The organism is Mesorhizobium sp. M4B.F.Ca.ET.214.01.1.1, from assembly GCF_004791545.1.
GTDB classification, from domain to species: domain Bacteria; phylum Pseudomonadota; class Alphaproteobacteria; order Rhizobiales; family Rhizobiaceae; genus Mesorhizobium; species Mesorhizobium abyssinicae.
Genome location: NZ_SRUX01000003.1, coordinates 225488 through 251480, shown reverse-complemented (window position 1 = coordinate 251480; position 25993 = coordinate 225488). Strand labels below are relative to the sequence as shown.

The window sequence follows — 25993 nt, the reverse complement described above, 5'->3', positions numbered from 1 at the left end:
ACGGATATTCGTGGGATACCCCACGAATATCCGCCTAGATTCCCTTGTTTGCCGCAGGTTCCGATCGCAAAACCGCAGGACACTTTTGCGGAACCTGCTTGCGCGCAGCGACGGTTTCATCACCGATCTATCCTTCCGGCGGGCAGTTCAGTTCGAGCTTGGTGGCGAAGATCTTGCTCATGTCGGTGCCTGTCGGATCGTTGAAGAAGGCTTCCGTCAGGGTCTTCTGGTTCTGGGCGATCGCCTCATCCGGGTCGGGGCGGACGACCTTCCTGGTGCAGGTCGAGGGCAGGCCCTCGACGGTCAGGTTCGAATCGTCGGTGAAGTCGATCGCGGTGTAGAAGGTCGGGTCATAGACGCCGATGTCGATCTTGCCGGTGAGCTTGATCGGGGCCTTCGGTTCGGATTCGAACAGGATGATCAGCTGGTCATTGTCGAAATTGGCCATCAGGTGCGGCGGCGGGGTCATCGCCACATCCTTGCCGTCCTGGGTGACGAGCTGGAAATAGTTGAACTCCGCCAGCGAGGAATGGACGGTGTCGGCCACTTCCTTCAGCTCCTTGTCGTCAAGCTTCAGGTCGGAGTTCTTGTCGAACTCCATCATCACCGTACTCGAAAACAGGTCGTCGAAACGCCAGAGATGGCGCAACGCCTTCACACTTTGGTGATCCTCGCTGAGGATGACGTCGAGTCGCGCTTCGGCGAAGACGTGGGGATGCACCTCGGCCGGTCCGACCGCCGCGAACGTCGCCGCCAAGGCGGAAGACAGCATGATTGCTTGCCGTTTCAGGTGCATTTGCGGATGGCGATTCCGTGGCTTTGGATGGTTGCCCGAGAGTTACCAAAAAGGGGGCGAAATTGGGACCGCGTCGGCTGCCGGCGTGTCAGGCGCTTTCTCGCGTCTTGAACCACTGCACCAGGAAATCGACGAAGACGCGCACCTTTGCCGGCAGATAGCGCCGGTGCGGATAGACGGCGAAGATGCCGCTGCCGGAGAGCAGGCGGTCGTCCAATGCCGTCACCAGACGGCCGCTCTCGATCTCGGGGATGGCGATGAAATCGGGCAGCATGGTGAAGCCAAGGCCGGCAACGGCGGCAGCCCGCGCGGTCATCGGGCTGTTGACCTCGATCGGGCCGGATACCGACACGCTCATCGTCTCGCCGGCGTCGCCCTTGAACGGCCAGTTGGTCAGCCAGCGGCCATTGGTGTCGATGATGCAGGGGATGCGGGCGAGGTCCTGCGGACGCATCGGCATGCCGTGCTTGGCGATTAGGTCCGGAGATGCGCACAGCCTGACCGAAAAGGGCGCAAGGCGCCTCGCGATCAGCGAGGAGTTCTCCAGCCTGGAGATGCGCACGGCGAGGTCGAAGCCCTCCTCGACCAGGTCGACGAAACGGTCATCGAGATGGATGTCGAGCACGATGTCGGGATGCTCCTTGGCGAAGTCGATCAGCGACTGGCCGATCGGCGCGTCGGCGAAGGTACGCGCCGCCGAAAGCTTGATGCGGCCGCGCACATCGCCGGAGGATTCGCGCACCGCATCGGCCAGGCTGTCGACCTCGCGCACGATCTCGGAGGCGCGCCTGTAATAGGTATGGCCGGCCTCGGTCATCGAGAACTGCCTGGTAGTGCGGTTCAGGAGCAAGGCGCCGAGCTCGTCCTCCAGCTCGCGCACATATTTCGACAGCAGCGCCTTGGAGCGGCCGATCTTGCGCGCGGCGGCCGAAAAGCCTTCGGCCTCGACGACGTCGATGAAGGCGCGCATGCGGGTCAACGTGTCCATGGCTCAGGCCTTTCGTGCGGCGTCGAGGAGTTTTCGGCCGAGCCGTATCAGGGCGACATCGCTCCCGGAAGGGCCGAGCAGCGACAGGCCGAACGGCGCGCCGTCGACCGATCCGAGCGGCAGCGTGATCTGCGGGAAGCCGGAGAGGCCGGAGAGGCACAATAGATGCAGCGCCCTTTCGCGGTAGGTCTGCAGCTGTTCCGGCGCGCTGTTGACGAGCGGCGCCGCGCCCGGAACGGTCGGCAGGACGAGAAAGCCATGGCTGCCGAGCAGGGCGGCGAGCTCGGCACGGAAGGCCAGCCGGCGGGTCGTCTCGGTTTCGACCGTCCTGGCATCGACGGCACGGCCAAAAGCAAAACGCTCGTCGACGCCCGGCCCGAGACCGCGCTCGCCGCTGCTGATCCAGTCGCCATGCTCCTGCCATGCCTCGAAGGCCTGCAGGCGGCGAAAGCACCAATAGAGCTCGTCGGGGAAGGAGGTGAAACTGTACTCCACCTGCGCATGCTCGCCGATGACGGAAGCGGCGAGCGCCTTCATCCTGGCATATTCGGCGGCCTCGGCCGGACCCGACACCAAGGCGTCCAGCCAGCCGATCGACAGTGGCAGGTTGAGCGCATGCTGATGCGGGTCGCGGCCGAGCAGCAGCTTGCCGACCGCCTCATAGGTTTCGATGTCGTCGGCGAACCAGCCGAAGGTGTCGAAGCTCGGGGCGAGCTTCATGGCGCCGTCGAGCGATATGCGGCCATGCGTGGCGCGCAGCCCGATCAGGCCGCAAAAACTCGCCGGCGCGCGGATCGAGCCGCCGGTGTCGGAGCCGGTGGCGATGTCGGCGAGCTTGCCCGCCACCGCCGCCGCCGATCCCGATGATGAGCCGCCGGTGACGCGCTCGGGCGCGGCCGGGTTCACCGGAAACGGAAAGTGCGCGTTCTGGCCCATCAGCGAGAATGCGAGCTCGTCGGTCTGGGTCTTGCCGACGAATCGCGCGCCGGCATCGAGAATCATCTGCACCGCGGGAGCGGTCCGCGACGCCGCGTGAGCCGCTGCGAACTTGCCTGGATTGCCGCAGCCGGTGCGATAGCCGGCGACGTCGTAGATGTCCTTCACCGCCAGCCTGAGACCAGCCAGCGTGCCCAATTGCGCATGCGCGACAGGCATTTGGCGAAGGTTCAGGAAGGCGTTGAGCGGTCCGTGCGTGCCTGTCATCGTTCGATATCCGGATACGGTAATCCGTAGATTGTTCGATGCCGGAAATTTTACAACCGCAGCTTACGATTTTTATTGATTGTGAAATCCTACGCTCTTATATCGCGCTTGCCCAAAGTCGCACGTGCCTGTGGGTGTCCGCCGATCCTCGAATGGTGAGGGCAATCGGTAAGGTAACTGGAGCCAACCACTCCAGTCGGTCAGTGGCCAACCACAAGATCGAGGACACCTTGAAGCAACGACGGTGCGGGCCTTTCTGGTTCTCTTCCGGTTGTCCAAAGACCGGGGTTACTAAAGAGGCACACCTTCATTGCCGGCAGTGCGGACGGGTCTCCCATCCAAGCCAAGGCAGACAAAGCGAACCGAGGCCGGGCAAGGCCAAGGTTCACCGCCGCGAGACGGCATTTCATGGTTCCGGGGTCTCCACCGGCTGGTTCCATGGATATTCCGTCCCGCCTTTGTCCACCGCGTGTTCGCGAGGCCGACAGCCCGCGTCCCGCAGCCTTATTGCGCGCCGAAAGGCGTTATGGAGAGACCCCGATGGCCACCCAGCGCATCCTTGACTTCCTCGCCACCCGACGTCCGAACGGCCCATGCCTCGTCGTCGACCTCGATGTCGTGCGCGACAATTTCCGCGCCTTCGAGAAGGCGTTGCCCGATTCCAAGATCTACTATGCGGTGAAGGCAAACCCGGCGCCGGAGATCCTGCGCCTGCTTGCTGCGATGGGCTCGTCCTTCGACACCGCATCGGTTGCCGAAGTCGAGATGGCGATGGACGCGGGTGCGCCCGCGGACCGCATTTCCTTCGGCAACACCATCAAGAAGGAGCGTGACATCGCGCGCGCCTTCCATCTCGGCATCCGCCTGTTCGCGGTCGACTGCGTCGAGGAGGTCGAGAAGATCGCCCGCGTCGCACCCGGCGCGCGCGTGTTCTGCCGCGTGCTGACCGACGGCGAGGGCGCCGAATGGCCGCTGTCGCGCAAGTTCGGCTGCGTCCCGGCGATGGCGGTCGACGTGCTGCGCCACGCCAAGGCGCTCGGCCTCGACGCCTATGGCGTGTCGTTCCATGTCGGCTCGCAGCAGACCGATCTCACGGCCTGGGACCGCGCGCTGGGCGATGCCAAGAAGGTGTTCGCGACGCTCGCCGACGAGGGCATCGTGCTCAAGATGGTCAACATGGGCGGCGGCTTTCCGACCCGCTACCTGAAGGACGTGCCGGTGGCGCAGGCCTACGGCCAGGCGATCTTCTCGGCGCTGCGCAAGCATTTCGGCAACGCGCTGCCCGAGACGATCATCGAGCCGGGCCGCGGCATGGTCGGCAATGCCGGCGTCATCAAGTCGGAAGTCGTGCTGATCTCGAAGAAGGCCGAAAATGACAATGTGCGCTGGGTGTTCCTCGACATCGGCAAGTTCGGCGGTCTCGCCGAGACCATGGACGAGGCGATCCGCTACCCGATCGTCACCGCGCATGACGGCAGCGAGACCGCGCCTTGCGTGCTCGCCGGCCCGACCTGCGATTCGGCCGACGTGATGTACGAGAAGACGCCCTATCCGCTGCCCCTGTCGCTGACCATCGGCGACGAGGTGCTGATCGAAGGCACCGGCGCCTACACGACGACCTACTCCTCGGTCGCCTTCAACGGCTTCGAGCCGCTCCGATCCTACGTGATCTGACCGGTTCGCAAGGACCGTTCAGATCATCCCAGGTGGGCGCCTGTCGCCCACCCGGGCTCGCTTGTGGAACAGATCTCCGCTCGTGAAGGATCGCGGACATGGACTACCTGATCAAATCGGCCATTGCGGACACCGACATTGCCCCCTCATCCGGCCCTTCGGATCAGCTCTTCTTCGCGGGGGAGAGGAGCCCGATGGCAGCGCTTGCGCCCTCCCTTGCCCAATGGGCACAGGCTGGCTCGCGCGGCGAGCCGGGTGAGGGGGCCTCACAGGCTCCGGCATTCGCCATCGTGGCCGAAAGCGCCGGCGATATCGAAGCGCGCGAGGACCTGCTCGACCGTGCCATGGGGCCTGGGCGGCGCAGGAAGTCGTCGGAGAAGTTGCGGCGCGGCCGCCGGCCGTCGGAAGGCCTGGCCTTCGTCGCGCGCGATGCCTCGGGCGCGGTGCTCGCCACCGTGCGGCTCTGGGATGTGAGCTTGGGCGAGGGCGGTGCGGCGGCACTGCTGCTTGGCCCGCTGGCCGTCGATCCCGCGCTCAAGGGCGCCGGTATCGGCTCGGCGCTGATGCGCCATGCTGTCGCCGAGGCGGCGCGCCTCGGCCATGGCGCGATCCTGCTCGTCGGCGATGCGCCCTACTATGGGCGCTTCGGCTTCTCGGCGGCGAAGACCGGCGCGCTGGCGATGCCCGGCCCCTATGAGCGGCACCGGCTGCTGGCGCTGGAGCTGGTGGAAGGCGTGCTCGACGGCGCGCGCGGCACGCTGAAGGCTGCCGGGCGCAAGCTCAAGTCGCTGCCACTGGTGGCCTGAGACAGAAACGCCGCCCACGGGGCGGCGTTTTGCTTGGTTTTTCGAGAAGGTCAGCCGAGCAACTGGCTGAGCGCCATGGCGACGGTCATGTCGCCCTCGATCTTTATCTTGCCGGACATGAAGGCCATGGTCGGGTTGAGGTCGCCGGCGATCAGCGAATCCAGATCGTCGAGCGAAAGCTTGACGGTGCAGTCGGTCGGCGCGTCGGTGGTCGAAACGCTGGCGCCGTCGATGACGATGACGCCGTCGCTGCCGGTATCGAACTTCACCGAATGCTCGAAGCCCGCGCTTGCCACGCGCGACTTGATCCTGTCGGCAATCTCCTGAACGCTCACGGCGGTTCTCCTCATCTCGTTGCGTTTGATGCGCGGCGGCGCTTTGCCCGGCGCATGTCGCGATCACGGTCGCTGACGCATATAGCTTCGCATTGACGTTTACGTCAACGTGGTGGCGATGCGTCATCTCGCATCACCTCGGCAGAGCGGTAGGCCGCCGTGCCTCGGCGGGCGATCAATGCTCCGCCTGGAAAGGCTTGGTCATTGCTTGCGCGGTCTCGCCGGCATTCTTGCGGCGGCGCAGCGCGTTGTCGCGGATCTCGTCCTTGGACAGGAAGTTGACCTGGTCGACCAGGACGTCGTGCACCAGCTCGACCCCGACGCGGGCGTTGATGGTGTCGTGGATCGCCTTGCGGAAAGTATCGAGATCGATCGTGTCCTTCTTGGTGAAATCGATCTGCGGGTTGGAATAGAGATAGGAATAGACCTGGTCGGTGATCAGCGCCTGCGCCGGGATCGACAGTTTCTTTATCTGCTCGGGCTCGACCGTGTAGACGAGCTTGGTGAGAAAATAGCCGTCGATCCTGCCGTCGCGGATCAAGGGCACCGAGATGATGTCGGTCTTGACGTAGTCGAGGCCGCCCAGCATCGGCTTCGGCGTCTCGCCGACGCCGGCCTTGCCGGCCGCCTGGAACGAATAGAACACGGCGCCGAGCGTCGCTGCGCAGATCCAGATCGCGGCGGCGATGAACTTGATCACCGGTCGTTCCCTCGCATGGGCCTCGCGGCCGAAGTCATGCCCGGGCCCAGCCGAATTCGCGGGCCGAATAGGTGCCGTCGGCCTCGGCGCGCTGGATGGCGTTCTTCAAGAGATTGGCGACCTCGTTGACGGCGTTGAGATGGGCAAGGATCGCCGCCTCGTTCTTGGCCAGCTTCTGGCGCAGCCGCGCCAGCCCCTCGCGATGCTGCTCCAGGAATTCGATCTCGTTGGCGCCCTTCATGGCGCGGGTCAACTCATAGAGGTAGCGGCTCTTGCGGGCGTTGGAGGCCTTGAGGTCGTAACCTGTGCTGGCGCGGATGCCCGCTGTCTCCTCGTCGACCGCTTCCTCGATGCGGCCGATGATGGCGGCGAGGTTTCCAGGTCGCGCGAACTGGACGGGCGCTTCCGAGGTCCGCGCCGGCAGGTTGGAGAGTTCGGATTGGTCGGCCATGAGGATCCTAAATTTTCGTCTCGGTTTCTATGGTCGTGTCGTCGCCGGTCATCGACCGCGCGGCCTGGCGCTGCAGCTCCTGCACCATCGAGGTCGACAGCCGGGTCTGCTGGTCGATCTCGGTCTTTTCCGGCCCACCCGAAACCGGGCCGACAGGCACGGTGCGCTTGCCGTCCATGTAGTGGTCGGCAAGCAGCGACCTGGCGATGCCGATGCCGCCGCGCGCGGCCATCGCATTGGCCATCTGCTCGGCCATCTGCGATTTCCACATGTCGCCGGCGAGGCCCTTGCCGTAAACGCCCTCGGTGTCCTTGGGCATCATGTTCTGGATGAAGGTCTGCAGCACCATCGCCTCGAAGCGCTGGAACTTCTTCTCCGGATTTGCCGCCTCGGCCTTGTCCGCCGTGGCGCGGGAAAGCATGGTGCCGGTCGTGGCGACCGAAAACGCGTCGGAGGCGCCGTCGGTGCGTTTCGCCAGTGCGGCCCGCGCGGCCTCGACATCCGTCGGCTCGGCGGCGCGGGCAACGTCCAGAACGATGTCGCTGGGTGGAGAGATTGCCAAAAAAGTCCGCCTCTTGCCGATTTTCGTGGCACGGACAATGGCGCAACAAGCTTGCGGCAGGCTTGCGGAGAGCGAGGCGACGCGATCGGCGCCGGACCGATACGCGGTCGGCGAGAATCCCTCTGCCGGCCAACGCCGCGACACGGCTTCAAGTCTTATTTTTCGAAGTATTAATACGTTAACGGCGCTGCCTCGCTAACGGCCAAATTGGGCAGTTTAGAAACCGCTCATTAACCCGCTCCCCTCATCCTCAAGTCCACGCACTGGAGACGTTGATCGTGAAACGCGATGTCGCGCTGATCGCATTCTTGCTGTCGCTTGCCTGCCCGTTCGCCTCGCAGGCCGGGACGATCATGGAAACCAGCGGCAAGGCGTTCGCGCCGCCTGCCTTCTTTTCGTTCTGCAGTCGCCAACCCAGCCTGTGCAGCACCGCCGGGGGAAGGAAGGTCGTTGCCCTGCAGCCGGGACTGAGTTCCGAATTGAAGCAGGTGAACCGCTCGGTCAATTCGCGCATAACAGAGCTCAGCGACCAGGCCACCGTCGGCAAGGAAGACGACTGGCGCGTGCCGACCGTCTCCGGCGATTGCGAGGACATCGCGATCCTGAAGAAGCTCGAACTGATGAAGCGCGGCTGGCCGGCTTCGGCGCTGCTGCTGACCGTGGCAAGCTATCACGGCGAAGGGCATACGGTGCTGACGGTGCGCACCAGCGAGGGCGACCTGGTGCTCGACAATCTCACCAACTCCGTCCGCGACTGGTCCAGCACCCCATACAGCTATTTCGCCCGGCAGGCGCAGGGCAATGGCAAGCGCTGGGAACGGATCGGTGCAGCCAGGCCGGTCAAGGCCACCGCGACGGGCGGCTGACGCTTCTCAGGGCGCCGTCCAGCGCCAAGGCGGAAGCCACCGCTATTCCTGTTCCCGTTTCTGGGCGATCAGATCAAGCCGCTCGCGGTCGGAGCGTTCGCGCTCGTCGCGGCGGCGCACGTCCTTGTAGGCGCGCTCGACCATGTTGGTGCGTGCAGTCGCCGTGGCGATGAGGCCCGCTTCCTGCCTGGCACTTTCCAGGCTGGCCTCCTGGCGCACCAGGGCGTTGGCGATGCGGCGATGGTAGAGGTCGGGGAACAGGCCGGCCAGCGACTGGTCCGCGTCGAAATGCTCGACCAGTTCCCTTGCCTCGGCCTCGGCGGTTCCCGCCGCCGCCACGAATGTCGCATGGCGCGTCTCGTGCAGAGCCTTCAGCTGCTCCTGCACCTTGACCAGTTTCCGCAATCGCTCCTTGCGCGTGGTCATCGCTTCACCGGGCGAGCGTCAGGTCGACAAAGCCATCGACGAACAGCGACAGCAAGGTGCCGATGGCGAAATAGAAGATGATCAGCCCGCCGGCGATGACGAAGGGCAGCGAGATGAAATAGACCGGGATCTGCGGCGTCAGCTTGTTGACGAAGCCGATGGTCAGGTTGACGAGGATGGCATAGGCCACGAAGGGGCTGCCGAGGCGGATGACCAGGAAGAAGGCGTCCGACACCGTGTCGGTGACATCGACCAGCGCTGCCTGCGGGTTGAAGAAGACATTGACCGGCGCGACCGCATAGGAGGCGACCAGGGCGCGTACGATCTCGTGGTCGAAATCGAAGACGAAGAGCAGCAGCAGCGCCGAGAACGAGATGATGGCGGCAAGCGCCGCCTGCGGTTCCGGCTCCTCGATCGCCGGCCCGCCCGAGCCGCCATAGCCGATCAGCATGGCGATGGCCGAGCCGATGAAGCGCAACGCCTCCATGTAGAGCCTTGTCATGGCGCCGATCAGCCCGCCGACCAAAAGCTCGGAGACGATCATCGGCGCCAGGATCTGCGGACGCGGATCGACATAGGGGTAGATCCGGTCCCAGAGGAAGGCGAGCAGGCCGCCGGTGGCGGCGACCGACACGAACAGCCGCACCTGGATCGGCACGCGGGCGCTCGACAGGCCCGGCATCAGCATGAAGCAGGCGCCGATGCGGCAGAAGGCGAGGAAGGCGGCGATGACGACGCCTTGCGAGAGCGCGCTCACGAGATCGTCCCGAGCACCTTGATCTCGACGCCTTTGGCGATCTCGACATGGGAGAGAACGGGGAGCGTCGTGAACAGGCGCTCGATGATCATGCGCACATAGGGCCGCGCGTCGGGCGCGGTGACGAGGACAAAGCGCTCGCCAGCTTCGAGATGCTTGCGGATCGCCTTGGTCGCATCCTGGCCGAATTCCTCGAGCTGGCGCGGGTCGATGTCGAACTCGCGCACCTCGCCCTTGGCGTCGCGCTTGAGGCTCTGGTGGAAGGCTAGGTCCCAGCGGTTGCCGAGGCGCAGCACCTTGAGCATGCCGCCCTCGGAAAGATCGCCGCAGATCTGCTGCGCCATGCGGATGCGGACGTGCTCGACGATCTGCTCGGTGCGCCGCACATGCGGCGCGATCTCGGCGATGGCCTCGATGATCAGATGCAGGTTGCGGATCGAGACGCGCTCGGCGAGCAGAAGCTTCAACACTGCCTGCAGGCCGGGATAGGAGATGTGCGAGGTGCAGATCTCGTCGGCGAGCTTGCGGTACTCCGGGTCCTGTCTTTCGAGCAGCGCCTTCATGTCCTTGTAGGAGAGCAACTGCGGCAGGTTGTTGCGGATCACCTCGGAGAGGTGGGTGAGCAGCACCGACATGTTGTCGGCATAGGTGTAGCTCTCGCGCTTGAGGTCCTCGGCGAAGGTCTCCAGCACCGAGAAGGCGCGCATGCCGAAGGCCGGCTCGCGGATCTCCTCGCCGGGCAGGTCCGGCACGTCGCGGGTGCCGAGCAGCACCATGATCTCGCCGACGCGCATCTGGTACTCGGCGACGACAGTGCCGTGGACCTTGATCTGGTAACTCTTCGGCGGGATGGCGAAGTCGTCGGCGACGCGCACTTCGGGCACGACGAAGCCGTATTGCTGGGCGAATTTCTTGCGCATCTTGGCCATGCGGAAGACCAGCTCCTGATGCGACACCAGCAGGCGCGTCGACAGCTGCTTGCCGATCAAGAGCTCGATCTCGGCGGTGGCAAGCGAGGCCTTGACCGAGTTCTTCTCCTCCTCGGCCTTTTTCGCCTTCTCCTCGTCCTTCAACGCCGCGGCGGCGGCCATGGCGCGGTTGTGGCGCAACGGGATGACGTAGCCGAGACCAGCCATGCCGCCGGCAAGGGCAAAGAACGGGAACAGCGGCAGGCCGGGCATGAGGCAGAGGATGACCAGCAGGAAGGCGGCGACATAGAGCGCGCGCGGGTGTGCGCCAAGCTGGCCGAACACGGCCTGGTTGGCCGAGCCGCGGGTGCCGCCCTTGGAGACCAGCATGCCGGCGGCGAGCGAGACGATCAGCGCCGGAATCTGGGTGACGAGACCATCGCCGACCGACAGCTTGATGAACACGTCGGCGGCTTCGCCCATGCCCATGCCGTGGCGGATGTAGCCGATGGCGATGCCGCCGACGATGTTGATGGCGGTGATGATGAGGCCGGCGATGGCGTCGCCGCGCACGAATTTCGAGGCGCCGTCCATCGAGCCGAAGAAGGAGGATTCCTCTTCCAGCTCGCGGCGGCGCAACTGCGCCGTCTTCTCGTCGATCATGCCGGCGGAAAGGTCGGCGTCGATCGACATCTGCTTGCCGGGAATGGCATCGAGGGTGAAGCGGGCGCCGACCTCGGCGATACGGGTGGCGCCCTTGGTGATGACGATGAAGTTCACCACGATCAGGATCAGGAAGACAATCAGGCCGATGACGAAGTCGCTCGACATCACCAGCTTCGAGAAGCCCGAAATGACATAGCCGGCCGCGTGCGTGCCTTCATTGCCGTGCGACAGGATCATGCGCGTGGTGGCGATGTTGAGCGACAGCCTGAGCATGGTGGCGATCAGCAGCACGGTCGGGAAGGAGGAGAAGTCGAGCGGCCGCTGGATCCACAGCGCCACCATCAGGATCAGCACCGACAGCGCGATCGAGAAGGCGAGGCCGATGTCGATGAGGAAGGCCGGGATCGGCAGGAACAGCACGGCCAGGATGATGACGATGCCCAGCGCGAAGAAGACGTCGCGGCCGTTCTTGGCCGCCAGGCCCGCCGGGATTGTTTCGCTGATCGCCATATCGTCCTCAAGTCTCCAGCCCGCCGAACGCGCGGCAGCCTTTCGAGCCTAACCGGCCAAGCTTGCGCGAAGGTGGGAGACTGGCTACTGCCGATGGCGCGGCATCCTCAGCCGCGGGCAACCTTCAGAAGGGGACCGGCATGCTCGTGATCATCGGCACCATCCGCTTGCCGGCGCACAGGCTGGACGAGGCAAGGCCGGCCATGCAGACGATGGTTTCGGCGAGCCGCGCCGAGCCGGGCTGCCTCGAATATTCCTACGCGCAGGATGTCCTCGACGCCGGGCTGATCCGCGTCACGGAGGTGTGGAGCGACAGGGCCGCGCTCGAGGCGCATTTCCGCTCGCCGCACATCGCCGACTGGCGATCGAGCTGGGCGGCGCTCGGCATCGGCGACCGCAAGCTCGTGCTCTACGAAGCCGGCGACGCCAGGCCGACCTGACAGAGCAGCCTGCATCGATATCGTCGCGATTGCCGCAGCGCCAAAATGGCGCCACATGCAGTCGGCATTGCAATTGCCACGCAATGCCGCCGGGCGTATCAGGCCGGCAGCTCTCCATTCCCTTCGGATATCGGCCAACCGCTCCGATGACTGCCACAAACCACAGCCAAGTCTATGCCCGCCGGCTGCGCGCGGTGCTGATCCGATCGATCCCGCTGCTCGAGGCCCGCGGCATCGTCATCGTCGTGCTTGCGGGTGTCGTCGGGGTGATGTCGGGCGCGCTGGTCACCGGCATGAGCGAACTGGTGCAGGGCATGCACTGGCTGCTTTACGGCGTGCAGCCGGGCGGCCGGCTGTCGGCGATGTTTTCGCTGGCAAGCCCGGTGCAGGCGATGATCCCGGCGATCGGCGGCATCCTGCTTGGGCTGAGCGTGATCTGGCTCAGGAAGCGCAAGTTCCGCACTCCGGTCGATCCGATCGAGGCCAACGCGCTCTATGGCGGGCGTATGTCGCTCACCGACACGTTCATCATCGTCGGGCAGACGGTGCTGTCCAGCGGCTTCGGCGCCTCGGTCGGGCTGGAGGCCGGCTATACGCAGGTCGGCTCTGGTCTGGCGTCGCGGCTGGCGCGCGCCTTCAGGCTGCGCCGCAACGACGTGCGCATCCTCGTCGGCTGCGGCGCCGCCGGTGCCATCGCCGCCGCCTTCGACGCGCCGCTGACCGGCGCTTTCTACGGCTTCGAGCTGATCATCGGCATCTATTCGGTCGCCAATGTCGCGCCGGTGATGACGGCGGCCATCTGCGCCTCGCTGACGGCGGAAGTGTTTGGCGTCGTGCCGTTTCCGCTGGAACTGTCCGGCCTGCCCGCGCTGACCGCCAGCCAGTACATCCCATTCCTGCTGCTCGGCCTGCTCGGCGGTGCGGCCTCGATCGCCATCATGCACCTGGTCAGCCTGATCGAGCACGGCTTTGCCCGGCTGTCGGTCGATGCGTCGCTGCGGCCCTTCATCGGCGGCATCCTTGTCGGGCTGCTCGGGCTGGTGACGCCGCAGGTGCTGTCCAGCGGCCATGGCGCGCTGCATCGCGAGTTCGCGATGAACTATGGGCTTGGCGTCGTTGCCAGCGTCTTCGTGCTGAAGCTGGCGGCCTCGGCGATCTCGCTCGGCTCGGGGTTTCGCGGCGGCCTGTTCTTCGCCTCGCTGTTCCTCGGCGCGCTGCTCGGCAAGGTCTTCGCCGGCGTGATGGCATTCGCCTCGCCGGCGACCGGCATCGATCCGGCGGTCGCCGCCGTCGTTGGCATGACCTCGCTCGCCGTCGGCGTCGTCGGCGCGCCGCTGACGATGACCTTCCTGGCGCTGGAATCGACGCGCGACCTGACGCTCACCGGCGTCGTGCTGGCGGCGTCGCTCATGGCGGCGATGCTGGTGCGCGAGACCTTCGGCTATTCGTTCTCGACCTGGCGTTTCCACCTGCGCGGCGAGACCATCCGCAGCGCCCACGACGTCGGCTGGATGCGCAGCCTCACGGCCGGCTCGATGATGCGCAAGGATGTCCGCACCATCGATGCTGCGACGACGCTCGGCGCCTTCCGCAAGGCGGTGCCGCTGGGCTCGGCGCAGCGCGTCATCGCGGTGGATGAGGGCCAGCACTATGTCGGCGTGCTGATCGTGGCGGAACTGCACAGCGAGGTTTCGGATGGCGAGACGCCGGTGCGCGCACTCGCCCGGTTCAAGGACGCCGTGCTGGTGCCTTCCATGAACGTCCAGACGGCGGCCGAAACCTTCCAGCGCGCCGGTGCCGAGGAACTGGCGGTGGTCGAGGATTTCGCCGATCGCGTCGTGCTTGGCCTTTTGACCGAAAGCCATCTGATGCGGCGCTATGCCGAGGAACTCGACAAAGCGCGACGGGACCTCTCCGGCGAAGGCTAGCGGCTTTCGCCGGCGCCTGCAATGATCAGGCTGACGACAGCACAGCAGACACGACGCCCACCTGATCCCTTCACCCTCCCTCCGGAAATTCTCCCATGCAAGCCAAGCGCAACGGCGACATATCGTTCTGGTATGCGGATATCGGCGGGGTTCCCGCGCCGCGGCCGCCCTTGCCCGGCGATATCGAGGCCGATGTCGCCATCGTTGGCGCAGGCTACACCGGCCTGTGGACCGCCTACTATTTGAAGAAGGCGAGACCGTCGCTGCGCATCGCGCTGATCGAGCGCGAATTCGCCGGCTTCGGCGCGTCGGGCCGCAATGGCGGCTGGCTGTCGGGCGGCTTCACCTGGTCGCGCGAGAAATATCTCAAGACCTCGACCCGGCAAGGTGTCAGCGCCATGCAGGCGGCGATGGTCGGCTGCGTCGACGAGGTGATCCGGGTGGCGGCCGCCGAAGGGATCGATGCCGACATTCGCCGCGTCGACAATCTGACGGTGGCCACCAACCCGGCGCAGCTCGAACGCGCCCGCGAGGAGTGCGAGACGATCCGCGCTTGGGACGTCGATCCGAACCGCGTCGAGATGCTCGATCAAGCGGCGACGCGGGCGCGCATCAATGTCCGCGACGTCCTTGGCGGCTTCGTCGTCCATGGCCAGGCGCGGGTGCAGCCGGCCAAGCTGGTGCGCGGCCTTGCCGCCGCCGTCGAGCGGCTGGGTGTGCCGATCTACGAGCAGACGACGGTGACCGCCACCGCCAAGGGCTGCGTGACGACCAACCGCGGCACGGTGCGAGCGGAAACCATCATCCGCGCCACCGAGGGTTTTACCGCCGGCATTCCCGGCGAGGAACGGACCTGGCTGGCGCTCAACAGCGCGCAGATCGTGACCGAGCCGCTGTCGCCTGAACTGTGGCGCGCGATCGGCTGGGAAGGGCATGAGCTGCTCGGCAGCGCCGCCCATGCCTATTGCTATGCCCAGCGCACGCGCGAGGGGCGCATCACCATGGGCGGGCGCGGCGTGCCCTATCGCTACGGCTCGCGCACCGACGTCAACGGCCAGACGCAGCAGGCGACGATCGACCAGCTGCATCAGATCCTGACGACGCTGCTGCCGCAGACGGCGGGCTGCCGCATCGAGCATGCCTGGTGCGGCGTGCTCGGCGTGCCGCGCGATTGGTGCACGACGGTTGGCCTCGACCCGACGACCCGCATCGGCTGGGCCGGCGGCTATGTCGGGCTGGGTGTCTCCAGCTCCAATCTTTCGGGGCGCACGCTCGCCGACCTGATCCTCGGCCAGGACACGGAACTGACGCGCCTGCCCTGGGTCAACCGCAAGGTGCGGCGCTGGGAGCCGGAGCCCTTCCGCTGGCTCGGCGTCCATTCGATGTACCAGCTCTACCATCTCGCCGATCGCCGCGAAGCCGCCGGGCTTTCGCACACCTCGAAGCTTGCCGCCCTGGCCGACGCCATCACCGGCCACTAGAGCAGTTCCCCGTTTCACGGAAACGGCGGCCTGCTCTAACTCATTGTTTTGACGCAATTCCGGACGGAAAACCGTTCACACTTTTCCTGGAATTGCTCTATTGCGGATCAGCATTTCATGGAGCCCAATTTGATCGATCTTTCGACTTTCCACGACCTCGCCACGGCCGATATCGGGGCGTTCTCGCCGAAGCCGACCTCCATCGAAGGCGACCAGGTCGAGGCGGTGCGCTCGTTCTTCCAATCGCCGGACGGGACCGTCGATATCGGCATCTGGGAATGCACGCCGGGCCGCTTCACCGCCGATCGTTCAGGCTCGTCGGAGATTTGCCACATCATCTCGCGCCGGGTCGAAGTAGCGCGCGCCGATGGCGAAAGGCGTGAACTCGGTCCGGGCGATCTGCTCGTCCTGCCGCAAGGCTGGAAGGGCGAATGGCTGATCAGGGAGACCACACGCAAGCTCTATATGATCCAGAGCGCCCCCTGATCGCAGGCGACGACCGATCCCGAACCGGGTCAGTGCTCGATCGGCCCCCTCGGTGAGACCAAGGCGGTGCCGGCGGTGGTCGGCCGCTCGATCATGCGGCGCACATGCGGCGGTTCCCCGCCGCTGTGCAATGCCCGGATGCGTTCGCCGACGACGGCGTCGGCATGGGTCGCCCGCCTGTTGTGGCGGATATACTCCAGCCAGGTCGGCGTGTGGTAATGCTCGATCCACACGGATGGATTTTCCAGGTCGCGCGCCAGTGTCCAGTTGCGGGCGCCGTCACGGCGGCGGATGCGGCCGCGCTCGGCCATGGTGGCGAGGAACTCCGGCACGTCCTCGTCGCGAATGATGTACTCGATCATGATGGCGATCGGGCCGCTGCGCGGCTTGAGGTCGAGCCCCAGATGCGGCTCCTTGAAGCGGTTGAGCGGATCGAGGTTGAGCACCGCATGCTGCGGCAAGGGCAGGACGAGGCCGATGGCGCCACCCGCCAGCATGGTGATGCTGGCCGCGATCAGCGCGGTCTCGGCGCCATGCGAGTCGGCGACGACGCCCCAGACCCAGCTGCCCAGCGCGATGCCGCCGAAGGTCGCCGTCTGGTAGACCGAGAGCACCCGGCCGACCACCCAGCGCGGTGTCGACATCTGCACCGTGACGTTGAAATGCGACAGCGCGAGCACCCAGCAGGCGCCGCCGATGAGCAGGCCGAGAGCGGTCTGCCAGGCGTGAAGGCTGACGGCGGCGTTGAGGGCGCAGACGGCGAAGCCGCCAAAGGCCATGCGCACCATCGTCTCCGAGGACAGCAACTGCCTCAGCCGCACGCTGATCAGCGCGCCGCCGACGGCGCCGATGCCGAAGGCGCCGAGCATGATGCCGTAAGTCAAGGCATCGCCCTTGACGACATCGCGCGCCACCAGCGGAAGAAGCGCCAGCACCGCGCCGGCGCTGAAGCCGAAGGCCGAGCCCCGGACCAGCACCTTGCCGATGTTGGGCGACATTGCGACATAGCGCAGGCCGGCGCCCATCGCCGCGCCAAGCGTCTCGCGCGGCAAGGTCTGCGCCGGTATCTCCGGCTTCCAGCGAAACAGCACGATGATCAGGCCGATATAGCTCAGCGCATTGGCGGCGAAGGCCGCGGCGGCGCCCGCTGCGGCGACGATGACGCCGCCGATCGCCGGGCCGACGCTGCGCGTCAGGTTGAAGCCCATCGAGTTCAGCGCGACGGCCGCCGGCACCTTGGAACGCGGCACCATGTCGCCGACCGAGGCTTGCCATGACGGGCTGTTCAGCGCCGTGCCGCTGTCGATCAGGAAGGTGAAGGCGAGCAGCGTCCACGGCGTGATCAGGCCGAACCAGGTGAACAGCGTCAGCAGCGCCGAGACGACCAGCATGAAGGTCTGCGCCACCAGCATCACCTTGCGCCGGTTGAAGCTGTCGGCGATGGCGCCGGCGACCAGCGCGAACAGCATGATCGGCAGCGTGGTCGAGGCCTGGACCAGCGCCACCTGGTAGGACGAGGTGGCGATCGTGGTCATCATCCAGGCGGCGCCGACGCCCTGGATGAGACCGCCGAAATTCGACACCAGGCTGGCCGACCAAACGGCCCGGAAGATGCCGTGGCTGAACGGCGCCAGCGCCGAGACGCGTTCGCTGTCCGGCTCGTCATCGATCATCCGCGCTGTCCCGCTTCACACGCCGTTGGCCTGCCGCCGCGGCTGTCCTCTCCGGAGATGGAGCATGGCGACGCGGGGCGGACCGTTGCTTGAAAAAGATTATGCTCCAACAACAGGATAGCGAGGCAAAAATGCGTCGTTACGCGGCTAAGCCAATGGTCTGGCCGCCTTGGACCAACCGCCCGCCGGGCGTACGGTTGGGCCGAACCGCTTAACCAGACGCTTCTGCGGCCGCGGCATGCAGCGCATGGGTGAGGTTGCCCGCCGTTTCGCCGCCGGCATGAAGGCGCAGGAACAGTTCCATGCCGACGAGGCGTAGTCGCGAGGCTTCGTCGCGCCTCGCCAGGTCGACAAGGTCCTCGACGGCGGCGGCGGGCCATTTCAGCGCGTCGCGCAGATAGCCGCCGCGCAGCAGGCCCTGGCTGCCCTGGGTGAAGCCGGACGAGATTTCGAAACCCTTCTTCGGTGCGTAGACGTTCTCGCGCGGCAGGTGCTTTTCGGCGACCTTCTTCAATAGCCACTTGCCGGTCTTGCCGCGCAATTTCTGACGCCTCGGCAGATGGATCGCGAAGTCGATCAGCCGGTTTTCGATGAAGGGAACCCTGAGCTCGACCGATGCCGCCATGCTCAGCCGGTCATGCCGGTTAAGCAGGTCCTGCAAATGCGAATAGAGATCGTAGAGACAGCATCCAAGGAAGGCGCGATCGCCGAGCGGCGTCACCGGTTCGAGCCGGTCGAAGATCCTGGTCTGCAGGAAATTGAGCTCTGGCGATAGCGACCTCAGCACGAGATTGCGCTCCGAGGCCGAGCTGTTGCCGGTCGATGTCTTGAATGGCGCATGGCGCAGGCGCCCGAACTTGCGATCGAGCCAGCGCTTCGAGCGGAACAGCCGTCCCGGCCAAGACCATGCCTGCCAGGCCCGCATGCTTTCGGCCTGCCATTTGTAACCGCCGAAGAGTTCGTCGGCACCTTCGCCGGTCAGCAGCACCTTGACGCCGTCGGCCCGGCATTGCTCGGCCAGCGCCAGAAGCCCGACATGGCTTGCGTGCCAGCCGTCGCTCTCAAGGTGCCAGACCGCTTTCGGCCAGAGCTCGAAGAACCGGTCCCTGTCGACCGGCACCCGGCGCAGCGGGACGCCGGCGCGGCGGCCGGTCCGTTCGGCGTTCTCCGCCTCGCTGCGGCCAAGCCGGGGGTCGACGACATAGCCGTGGATTTCCGGCCTGAAGCGCTTCGACAGCGCTGTAATCAGACCGGAATCGACGCCGCTGCTGCAGGCCGTGGCGATGCTGGCGTCGGCGATGCAATGGATATCGATGCTGTCTTCGATCAGCGCTTCGAGCTTCGCCATATGCTCGTCGTCGGAGATGCGGTCGCCGGTGATGCGCGCCGCCTCCAGCACATCGAGGACGTGCCAGAAACAGCGCTTCTCGATGCCGGCGTCGGTGATCTTCCAGAGGCCCGCCGGCGGCAGGCGTTCGATGCCGTCGAACAGGCTGAAGCTCGAATCGCGGTGCTGCCAGGCAAGCCGCAAGGTGATCTCGCGCGCGTCGATGCGGCGGCCAAAACCGTCGCTGGCGAGGATCCCCTTGTCCTCGGAAGCGAACAGGATCCGCTCGGCCGTCTCGGCCACCGCCATAGGCTTGATGCCGAGGCGGTCGCGGGCGAGCCACAGGGCGTTGTCGCGCGCGTCGAAGTAGGCAAAGGAAAACATGCCGTCGAACAGCGGCACCGCCTTTTCAGGACCCCAATGATGCAAGGCCTGCAGAACCACTTCGGTGTCGGAGACGCTGCGGAAAATACAGCCTTCCGCCTCGAGCGTCTGGCGCAGCGAGCGGTAGTTGTAGACCTCGCCATTGTAGGCGAGCACGCCCTTGCCGCATGCGGTCAGCATCGGCTCGCGGGCGGCGGGAGAGGGATCGATGATGGCAAGCCGGCGGTGACCCAGGGCGAGCCGGCTGCTGCTCCAGCTGTCATGGTCGTCCGACCCGCGATGCGCCAGCGCCTGCATCATGCGGGCGATGTCCGACAGGTCGCCGGCGCCGATCGGGTCCCGCTTTCGCCAGACGCCGGCTATTCCGCACATGGCCTGCCGGCCGGTTTAGTCTGCCCCATGATTTTTCGAACACCGCCTGAGACCAGTGGCGCCCACGCCGCGCAATTCACAATCTAGCCGCTACCGGGCTGCCCGCAAGCCGTCAGGAGAGCGCAAGGAACAGGCACTCCGCGTTCCGCGTCAGAAGCCGTGCTCGATGCGCTCGAAGATGACGTTGGTGAAGGCCGATATCTGACCGCCGATGAATGGGCCGGTCAGCGCCACCACCAGCATGATGGCGACGATCTTCGGCACGAAGGTCAGCGTGATTTCCTGGATCTGGGTCAGCGCCTGGATCAGCGCGATGCCGATGCCGACCGCCATCGCCACCAGCACCACCGGCGCGGAAGCGGTCAGCACCGTCCACACCGCGTATTGGACGATATCGAGGGCGTCGGCCTCGTTCATGGGTCGTGACCGAGCCTGTCGCCTAGCTCGCCGCCTTGACCGAAACGCCCGAGGTGACGGGAACTTCGGTGCCGTTCTGCAGCACCGCGATGAGGCCGCTGCTGGCCAGGCGCACGGAGGCCACCGTGCCCGTCGTCTTGCCGTCGGCGGAGGTGATCGAGCGGCCGATCAGGGCATCGGCCTGCGACAGGGCCGAGGACTGCATGATCTGGTCGAGCTTGGTGTTGGTCTGCACCGATTGCTCGACCTGCGAGAAGGTGGCGAGCTGGGCGACGTACTGTGTCGAGTCCATCGGCTTGGTCGGATCCTGGTTCTTCATCTCGGCGATGAGGAGCTTCAGGAACGACTGGTAGTCGACCGCGGTCTTCGAGGTCGACGTGGTGGTCGAGTTGGCACCGGTCGGTATGGTGGTCGTCATGTCCACGGTCATCGGCATCAAGCTCCTACGGCCAGCGGGCGCGCCGCGCCCGGAATATCGTCATTGCCGCCAAGCGCGCGGCGTTCGAGCGGATAGAGCGCGCGGATCGCCTTCAGTGCCTCATAGACATGGTCCTCGCCGACCATGCGGTCGATCTGCTTCAGCGCGCTGCAAATCTCACCGTCCTCGAAGCTCGCCAGCAGCATGGGCAGCGAGCGGCGGAACATGTCGCGCGCCTCGGAGGCGCTCGCCGGGTTCATCAGCATGACCTGCAGGATGAAATAGAGCTGCCTGAGCGGGGTCGACGCCTGATCGGCCTGGATGACGTGGCTTTCGAGCAGGAACTGGACGTCGTTCATCAGCTCGATTGTGACCTTGCGGTCGACGCGGATGACGGCGCCGTTGATGTAGATCTTCTCGTTCGGCTTCAGCGATATCTTCAGCGTGTTGGTCATTGGATGCCGTCCCGGATGATCTGGGAGACCTCGATCAGGCCTTCGAAATTGTTGGTGCGGCCCTGGCGGATGTCCTCGGCCTCGCGCAGCAGCCACAGGCCGATGGAGATCAGGTTGGCGCGCAGCTCCTTGGGCAAGGCGTTGTCGCTGGAGCCGAGATCCTCGACGAAGGTGGTCCAGATGCGGTTGGTGAAGTGCAGCGCCTCGATCGCTTCCATGGAATCCTGCCCGACTGCGGCCGCGGCCGACAGCATGTCGATCGAGCGGGTGAGCAATTCCCGCTCGCGGTCCTTGGCGTCGGAGACGGAGTCGGTCTGGATGTCGGCGTAGGAGAATTGATACATCGTCGGGGCTCTGCCGTTCCGGTGGAAGTTTTCAGGTCAGGTAATTCAGCAGGCTGAGCTGCTGCAGGCGCGCGGTCAACGCGAATGAGGTCTCGATATGCTGCGTCAGGTCGGCGATGCGGGTCGCGGCTTCGGCGGGATCGACGCCCTCGAGATCGATGATGTGCTTCTCGAACAGGTCGACCTGGGTCTTCATGCGGTCGCTGGCGTCGGAGACACGTTTCTGGGTTAGGCCGACCTCCGAGCGCACCTGGACGATGCCGCCGATGGCCTCGCCGACCAATGTCTGGGCGCGGCTGACGACGGTGTTCTTGGCGGCATCGCTGATGTTGCCGGAGAACAGGTTGGCGACCATCGCCGCCGCCATGGCGAGCTTGCGGATGCCGTCCTCATTGGCGCTGACCGAGGTCTGCGTGGTCTCGTTCAGCGCGATGCGGCTGGTGATCTGCTCGTCGGTGGCGTTCGACCAGGTGCCTTGCCAGCCCGAGCCGAGGAATTGCGGCTCGACGCTGGTGGTGATGAAGTCGTCCATCTGGGCGGCAGTGATGTTTGCTGCGGCCGGATCGCTCTGGGTGAAGCCGAAATAGGCGACGAAGGAGGCGTCGAAAGCGGCTTTGGCGGGCGAGCCGGCGGCGGTGAAATCGTCGACCGGCTTGACGTCGGTGTTGGTGCCGGCGAACAGATACTCGCCATTCACGCTGGTGTTGAGGATGCCGGTCATCTGCTGCAGCGCCGACGCGCCGGCCTGCTGGGTGATGCTGGTCGAGGAATCGCCGGACACGGCGCTGGTCAAGGCCGAAAGAAAGTTCTGCGCGACGTCGGAGAGCTGGCCGAGCGCATCCTGCGTCGACGTCAGCCGGGCGGCGACCAGCGCGTTGGAATCGATGATGCCGTTCAGCCGGTCGAGATCGCGCTGGAAGGTCACGGCCTGGGTCGTGCGCCCGCCGAGCGCCAGGCCGACATCGGCGACCTTGCCGGTCGTTGACTCCTTCGTCGCCTTGACCAGATCGGACTGCATGCGCATCTGCTGGTAGCGCATGGCGTTGGATATTGCGGCTGAGGAGACGGCTGTCGCTTTCATCGATTATCCCACGGCATTCATCAGGGCGTCCAGCATGTCGTCGACGGTCTTCATCATGCGGGCGGAGGCCTGGTAGGTGTGTTCGAGGTCGAGCAGCAGCGACATTTCCTGATCGACATTGACGCCGGTGTCGTTGGACAGCGCCTCGGCCGTGCGCGTGGCCAGCGCCTCCTTGGCGTCGGCGGTGGTCGAGGCCTGCTGGCGCACGCCTTCGAACCAGCCGATCGAGTTGGCGGCGTAGTCGGCGACGCTGGATGTCGCCGTGATACCGGCGGCGGCATCGAAAGCCATCGGCTGGTCGAGCCGGTCGCCATAGGCGATCAGGAGGTTGGCGTAGGACGAGCCGGAAGTGTTGAGCACATAGGCAGCGCCATTGGCGCCGCCGTCGCGCAGCAGCGCCGGGGTCATGGCGGCGTTGACGCTGATCGAGCCGGCAAGGCCGTCGACCAGCGTGCCGGCGGCGGGAATGGCGGGCGCGCCGGACCAAGTGAACAGGCCGGCGGCATCGGGCTGCGACGAGGAGGTCTCGGCAAAGGCGGTGATAAGCCCGCGGGCGGTCTCGTCGAGCTGGCTCTGCATGGTGGCGGCGACGCCGTCGCGCAAGGTGATCAGGCCGGCGAGCTTGCCGACGGCGCTGGTATTGCCGCCGCTGCCAGCCGAGAGCGGAACGTTGTCGATGGAGATGGTGTTGCCGGGAATGCCGGCGGTGTAGCCGGACGAGGGCGTGAAGGTCACCGAGCGCGGCACCGTCTCGAACAGCGTCGTGCCGTCCGTGGTGGTGATGACCATGTCGTTGTCGCCGCGCGTGAAGGTCGAGACGGGAACATATTCGGCGATCTTCTTCAGGATCGCGTCGCGCTGGTCGAGCGCGTCGGAAACGTCGGTGCCCGAACGGGTTCCGGAAATGACGGCCTTGTTGGCGTCCTGGAACTGGCTGAGCAGCTTGTTGAGGTCATCGACCGCGGTGGCGATCTGACCGTCGGTCTGGGTGCGGAAATCCTGGATCGCCTGGGTGCCGTCATTCAGCGAGCGCACGACGTCCCTGGCCGCGTCGATGACGCTGGCGCCCAGATTCTGGTTGGACGGGGTCGTCGCATAGAGCTGCAGCGCCTGCTGCAGATTGGCGATCGCGGTCGAGGGCGAGGACGCGTTGTCGACGCCGTTGACGGCCAGCTCCAGCTGGTCCATGCCGCTGTAAAGCGCGCTCTGGCCGCTCCATGCGGAGAGGGCGCTCAAATTCTGCCGGAACAGGAGGTCGCTGGCCGCCCGCTGGATCACCACCGAGCGGGCGCCCGGCGCCGTGCTGGTGACGACAGCCGTGCGGCGGGCATAGTCGCTATTGGAAGCATCGGCGACGTTGCGCGAGACGATGCTGGTCTGCTTCGAGGTGGTCAGGAGCGCCGACTGTGCGATGCTCAAGGCGGAGGTCAGCGACATGCGGGTCTTTCACGGGCCGAGGCCCGACAGTTATCTCTTCAGGTTGACAAGGACATCCATCAGGTCGGAACCGGTCTGGAAGACTTTCGAATTGGCGGTGTAGCTGCGCTGCGCCGCGATCATGTTGGTCAGTTCCTCGGCGATATCGACGTTGGAATTTTCCAGCGCGCCGGAGACGATCGAGCCGAGCTTGCCTTCATTGGCGAAGCCGATGCGCACCGCGCCGGAATCGGTGCTCTGCGCGTAGACGTTGCCGGGCAGCGCGGTGAGCCGGTCCGGGCTCGTCACGTCGGCCAGCGGGATCTTGTAGAGCGGCTTGGTGGAGCCGTCCTCATATTGCGCGTAGATGATGCCGTCCTGGCCGATCTGGATCTTCTCGATCGTGCTCGGCGCGTTGCCGTTGACTTCGGCCTCGGAAACCGTGAAGCCGGTGCCGAGCTGGGTCAGCTTCGACATGTCGAGGGCGAGGGTGGAGCCGTTCGGCACGGTGAAGGAGATGCCGGTGGTGGCGCCGGTGAGCTTGCCGGTGGTGGTGTCGAAAGTCAGGTTGGCCGAGGCCAGGGCGCCGCCGGTATAGGGGAAGGACGTGCCGGCCGTGGCCTTGGACTGATCGAAGACCGAGACCTCCCAGGCGCCTGAGCCGGTGTTGGTGAAATAGACGTCGAGCAGCACCTTGTTGCCGAGATTGTCGTAGGCGACCAGCGACGACTTCGAGGTGTATTCAGCGGTCGCGCTGTTGCTGGACGGCAAGGCGCCCGCAGGCGGGGTGGCACCCGCCGGCAGATTGCCACTGAAGACGCCTTCGGTGCTCGGCGTCGCGGTCATTTCCTGGTCGGAGATCTGCACCGGCTCCAGGCCCTCGAAACCGTTGGCCGTCGCCGCCGGATCGCCATTGGCGTAGCTGTAGGCCATCAGCTGATAGCCGGCGGCATTGACCAACCTGCCCTGGGCGTCGGCGACGAAGGCGCCGGCGCGGGTCAGATAGGGCGTGCCGCTCGGATCCTGCACGACAAAGAAGCCATCGCCGTTTACGGCAAGGTCGGATACCGAGGTGGTGTATTGCAGCACGCCTTGCGAGCTGATGGCGGAGCGGATCGTCGTCGTGACGCCGCCCGAATTGTAGGCGCCGCCGGTGCCCGGCATGATCAGCGTCGAGAATTCGGCGGAGGAGCGCTTGTAGCCCGTGGTGTCGGAGTTGGCGATGTTGTCGGCGACCGTGGACAGGCGATTGGCCTGCGCGTTCATGCCGGAGACGCCGGTCCGCATCATTCCGTAGAGGCTCATCGAAACGTCTCCTCAATACCCACGACGGTGGGGCCCATGACAGTGGCCGCGAGCCTATGCCGCTTGTCTTGCGCGAGGCTGGCGCGGATTTCGGCCATCAGAACACCAGCCGGTAGCCGAGGAAGCGCTTGGAATCGATCGGATCATGGCCGAGCTTTTCGCGCAGCTTCTTGCGCAGCTTGCTGATGTGGCTTTCCACCACGTTCTCCTCGACCTCCTCGTCGAAGATGCCGTAGATGGCGTTGAAGACCTGGGTCTTGGTGACCCGTCGGCCGCGGTTGCTGGCCAGATATTCGAGGATGCGGCGCTCGCGGCGCGGCAGAGGCAGCGGCTCGCCGTCGATCTCGGGATCGCGGCCGTCCATGAAGATGCGCATCGAACCGACTTCGGTATAGGTCACGTCCTCATGCGCGCGGCGGCGGATGGCGGTGATGCGCGCCAGGATCTCGCGGATGTGAACCGGCTTGCGGATGACGTCGTCGACGCCGCTCTCGAACAGCCGCAGCGTGTTTTCCAGCGAGTGCTGTTCGCTGAGCGCGATGACCGGCGCGCCGGTGCGGTCGCGGATCTGGCGCGGCGAGATCGCGCCCTCGCGGCAGTCGCCGATGAGGAAGGCCCTGACAGAGCGCAGATCGGTGTCGGCCGCGGAGCTCACCCATTCGCCGAACTCGCTGGGCGCGAAGCCCGCGCTGGCCACTCCCTCGCGATCGAAAAGTGAGCTGTAGCCTTCAGTTACGAGCTCACGCTCGTCAACGATCACGATCATCGGCCCGCCCTCCGAATCATCTCATTTGCCCCGTGGAAGGAGGCGTAACCGG

27 protein-coding genes are annotated in these 25993 nt (G+C 65.6%); 7 read left to right on the top strand and 20 right to left on the bottom strand.

Annotated elements, in window-relative coordinates; all coding sequences use genetic code 11:
* Window positions 1-127 precede the first annotated feature (127 nt).
* The 3 genes from EN857_RS07615 to EN857_RS07605 form a co-directional block, all read right to left on the bottom strand.
* A complete protein-coding gene (locus EN857_RS07615; protein WP_127285386.1) occupies window positions 128-796 on the bottom strand; it encodes a DUF1007 family protein in 669 nt (222 codons plus the stop codon).
* Between the two features lie 88 nt (window positions 797-884).
* Window positions 885-1784 (bottom strand): LysR family transcriptional regulator, encoded by a 900-nt coding sequence (locus tag EN857_RS07610; RefSeq protein WP_127285387.1) that lies wholly within the window; start codon window positions 1782-1784, stop codon window positions 885-887.
* A 3-nt stretch (window positions 1785-1787) separates the two neighbouring features.
* A complete protein-coding gene (locus tag EN857_RS07605) occupies window positions 1788-2987 on the bottom strand; it encodes an amidase (protein WP_127285388.1) in 1200 nt (399 codons plus the stop codon).
* A 540-nt stretch (window positions 2988-3527) separates the two neighbouring features.
* Between EN857_RS07605 and odc2 the strand changes: the two genes are divergently transcribed.
* Both odc2 and EN857_RS07595 read left to right on the top strand, forming a co-directional pair.
* Window positions 3528-4661 carry an ornithine/lysine decarboxylase gene (gene odc2 / locus EN857_RS07600; RefSeq protein ID WP_135858262.1) on the top strand — a complete coding sequence of 378 codons (1134 nt, stop codon included), beginning with the start codon at window positions 3528-3530 and terminating at the stop codon, window positions 4659-4661.
* A 98-nt stretch (window positions 4662-4759) separates the two neighbouring features.
* Window positions 4760-5467 (top strand): N-acetyltransferase, encoded by a 708-nt coding sequence (locus EN857_RS07595; RefSeq protein WP_320319539.1) that lies wholly within the window; start codon window positions 4760-4762, stop codon window positions 5465-5467.
* A 50-nt stretch (window positions 5468-5517) separates the two neighbouring features.
* On the opposite strand, the gene EN857_RS07590 is transcribed toward EN857_RS07595, so the two are convergent.
* From EN857_RS07590 to EN857_RS07575, 4 genes are all read right to left on the bottom strand, one after another.
* On the bottom strand, window positions 5518-5802 hold the full coding sequence (locus EN857_RS07590; RefSeq protein ID WP_127310776.1) for an SCP2 sterol-binding domain-containing protein: 285 nt from the start codon (window positions 5800-5802) through the stop codon (window positions 5518-5520).
* A 175-nt stretch (window positions 5803-5977) separates the two neighbouring features.
* On the bottom strand, window positions 5978-6502 hold the full coding sequence (locus EN857_RS07585; protein ID WP_127286090.1) for a hypothetical protein: 525 nt from the start codon (window positions 6500-6502) through the stop codon (window positions 5978-5980).
* 34 nt (window positions 6503-6536) lie between these two features.
* Window positions 6537-6953: a hypothetical protein gene (locus EN857_RS07580; RefSeq protein WP_127392410.1), complete on the bottom strand. Its 417-nt coding sequence runs from the start codon at window positions 6951-6953 to the stop codon at window positions 6537-6539.
* A 7-nt stretch (window positions 6954-6960) separates the two neighbouring features.
* A complete protein-coding gene (locus EN857_RS07575; RefSeq protein ID WP_245493300.1) occupies window positions 6961-7515 on the bottom strand; it encodes a rod-binding protein in 555 nt (184 codons plus the stop codon).
* Between the two features lie 278 nt (window positions 7516-7793).
* On the opposite strand from EN857_RS07575, the gene EN857_RS07570 reads away from it, so the two are divergent.
* Complete coding sequence (locus EN857_RS07570; RefSeq protein ID WP_127392409.1) at window positions 7794-8381, top strand: transglutaminase-like cysteine peptidase; 588 nt, start codon at window positions 7794-7796, stop codon at window positions 8379-8381.
* Between the two features lie 42 nt (window positions 8382-8423).
* Here EN857_RS07570 and EN857_RS07565 read toward each other — a convergent pair whose 3' ends face one another.
* Genes EN857_RS07565 through flhA form a run of 3 tightly spaced genes read right to left on the bottom strand, consistent with a single transcriptional unit; the run spans window position 8424 to window position 11648 of the window.
* Window positions 8424-8807 carry a hypothetical protein gene (locus EN857_RS07565; protein ID WP_127310775.1) on the bottom strand — a complete coding sequence of 128 codons (384 nt, stop codon included), beginning with the start codon at window positions 8805-8807 and terminating at the stop codon, window positions 8424-8426.
* A 4-nt stretch (window positions 8808-8811) separates the two neighbouring features.
* Window positions 8812-9564, bottom strand: coding sequence for a flagellar biosynthetic protein FliR (gene fliR, locus EN857_RS07560; RefSeq protein ID WP_127392408.1), 753 nt, complete (start codon window positions 9562-9564; stop codon window positions 8812-8814).
* Window positions 9561-11648 carry a flagellar biosynthesis protein FlhA gene (gene flhA / locus EN857_RS07555; protein WP_127392407.1) on the bottom strand — a complete coding sequence of 696 codons (2088 nt, stop codon included), beginning with the start codon at window positions 11646-11648 and terminating at the stop codon, window positions 9561-9563. Before flhA ends, fliR begins: the two co-directional genes overlap by 4 nt.
* A gap of 140 nt (window positions 11649-11788) precedes the next feature.
* Here flhA and EN857_RS07550 point away from each other — a divergent pair, with 140 nt between their 5' ends.
* The 4 genes from EN857_RS07550 to EN857_RS07535 all read left to right on the top strand — a co-directional run bounded on the left by EN857_RS07550 (window position 11789) and on the right by EN857_RS07535 (window position 15983).
* Window positions 11789-12088, top strand: a complete 300-nt coding sequence (locus EN857_RS07550) for a putative quinol monooxygenase (RefSeq protein ID WP_127392406.1) — start codon at window positions 11789-11791, stop codon at window positions 12086-12088.
* 146 nt (window positions 12089-12234) lie between these two features.
* Window positions 12235-14016: a chloride channel protein gene (locus EN857_RS07545; RefSeq protein WP_127392405.1), complete on the top strand. Its 1782-nt coding sequence runs from the start codon at window positions 12235-12237 to the stop codon at window positions 14014-14016.
* 95 nt (window positions 14017-14111) lie between these two features.
* Window positions 14112-15497 carry an FAD-binding oxidoreductase gene (locus EN857_RS07540; RefSeq protein ID WP_127392404.1) on the top strand — a complete coding sequence of 462 codons (1386 nt, stop codon included), beginning with the start codon at window positions 14112-14114 and terminating at the stop codon, window positions 15495-15497.
* A gap of 117 nt (window positions 15498-15614) precedes the next feature.
* The gene (locus EN857_RS07535; RefSeq protein ID WP_127392403.1) at window positions 15615-15983 is read left to right on the top strand and encodes a cupin domain-containing protein; all 369 of its coding nucleotides are present in this window, start codon (window positions 15615-15617) and stop codon (window positions 15981-15983) included.
* A 29-nt stretch (window positions 15984-16012) separates the two neighbouring features.
* On the opposite strand, the gene EN857_RS07530 is transcribed toward EN857_RS07535, so the two are convergent.
* The 10 genes from EN857_RS07530 to EN857_RS07485 form a co-directional block, all read right to left on the bottom strand.
* Window positions 16013-17656: an MFS transporter gene (locus EN857_RS07530; protein ID WP_128346275.1), complete on the bottom strand. Its 1644-nt coding sequence runs from the start codon at window positions 17654-17656 to the stop codon at window positions 16013-16015.
* Between the two features lie 211 nt (window positions 17657-17867).
* Window positions 17868-19739 carry an asparagine synthase (glutamine-hydrolyzing) gene (gene asnB, locus EN857_RS07525; protein ID WP_127393885.1) on the bottom strand — a complete coding sequence of 624 codons (1872 nt, stop codon included), beginning with the start codon at window positions 19737-19739 and terminating at the stop codon, window positions 17868-17870.
* A 150-nt stretch (window positions 19740-19889) separates the two neighbouring features.
* Entirely contained in the window at window positions 19890-20156 is a 267-nt protein-coding gene (fliQ, locus tag EN857_RS07520; protein WP_126058467.1) for a flagellar biosynthesis protein FliQ, read from the bottom strand.
* A 22-nt stretch (window positions 20157-20178) separates the two neighbouring features.
* Window positions 20179-20586: a flagellar hook assembly protein FlgD gene (gene flgD / locus EN857_RS07515; protein WP_127310921.1), complete on the bottom strand. Its 408-nt coding sequence runs from the start codon at window positions 20584-20586 to the stop codon at window positions 20179-20181.
* Between the two features lie 5 nt (window positions 20587-20591).
* On the bottom strand, window positions 20592-21029 hold the full coding sequence (flbT, locus tag EN857_RS07510) for a flagellar biosynthesis repressor FlbT (RefSeq protein ID WP_127310922.1): 438 nt from the start codon (window positions 21027-21029) through the stop codon (window positions 20592-20594).
* Window positions 21026-21373 carry a flagellar biosynthesis regulator FlaF gene (flaF, locus tag EN857_RS07505; protein WP_127286503.1) on the bottom strand — a complete coding sequence of 116 codons (348 nt, stop codon included), beginning with the start codon at window positions 21371-21373 and terminating at the stop codon, window positions 21026-21028. Before flaF ends, flbT begins: the two co-directional genes overlap by 4 nt.
* 31 nt (window positions 21374-21404) lie before the next feature.
* Window positions 21405-22454, bottom strand: a complete 1050-nt coding sequence (locus EN857_RS07500; RefSeq protein WP_128346276.1) for a flagellar hook-associated family protein — start codon at window positions 22452-22454, stop codon at window positions 21405-21407.
* A 3-nt stretch (window positions 22455-22457) separates the two neighbouring features.
* The gene (gene flgK, locus EN857_RS07495; RefSeq protein WP_127393854.1) at window positions 22458-23891 is read right to left on the bottom strand and encodes a flagellar hook-associated protein FlgK; all 1434 of its coding nucleotides are present in this window, start codon (window positions 23889-23891) and stop codon (window positions 22458-22460) included.
* Between the two features lie 30 nt (window positions 23892-23921).
* On the bottom strand, window positions 23922-25175 hold the full coding sequence (locus tag EN857_RS07490) for a flagellar hook protein FlgE (protein ID WP_127310926.1): 1254 nt from the start codon (window positions 25173-25175) through the stop codon (window positions 23922-23924).
* Window positions 25176-25272: 97 nt separating this feature from the next.
* A complete protein-coding gene (locus EN857_RS07485) occupies window positions 25273-25941 on the bottom strand; it encodes a response regulator transcription factor (protein WP_126058474.1) in 669 nt (222 codons plus the stop codon).
* Between the last annotated feature and the right edge of the window lie 52 nt (window positions 25942-25993).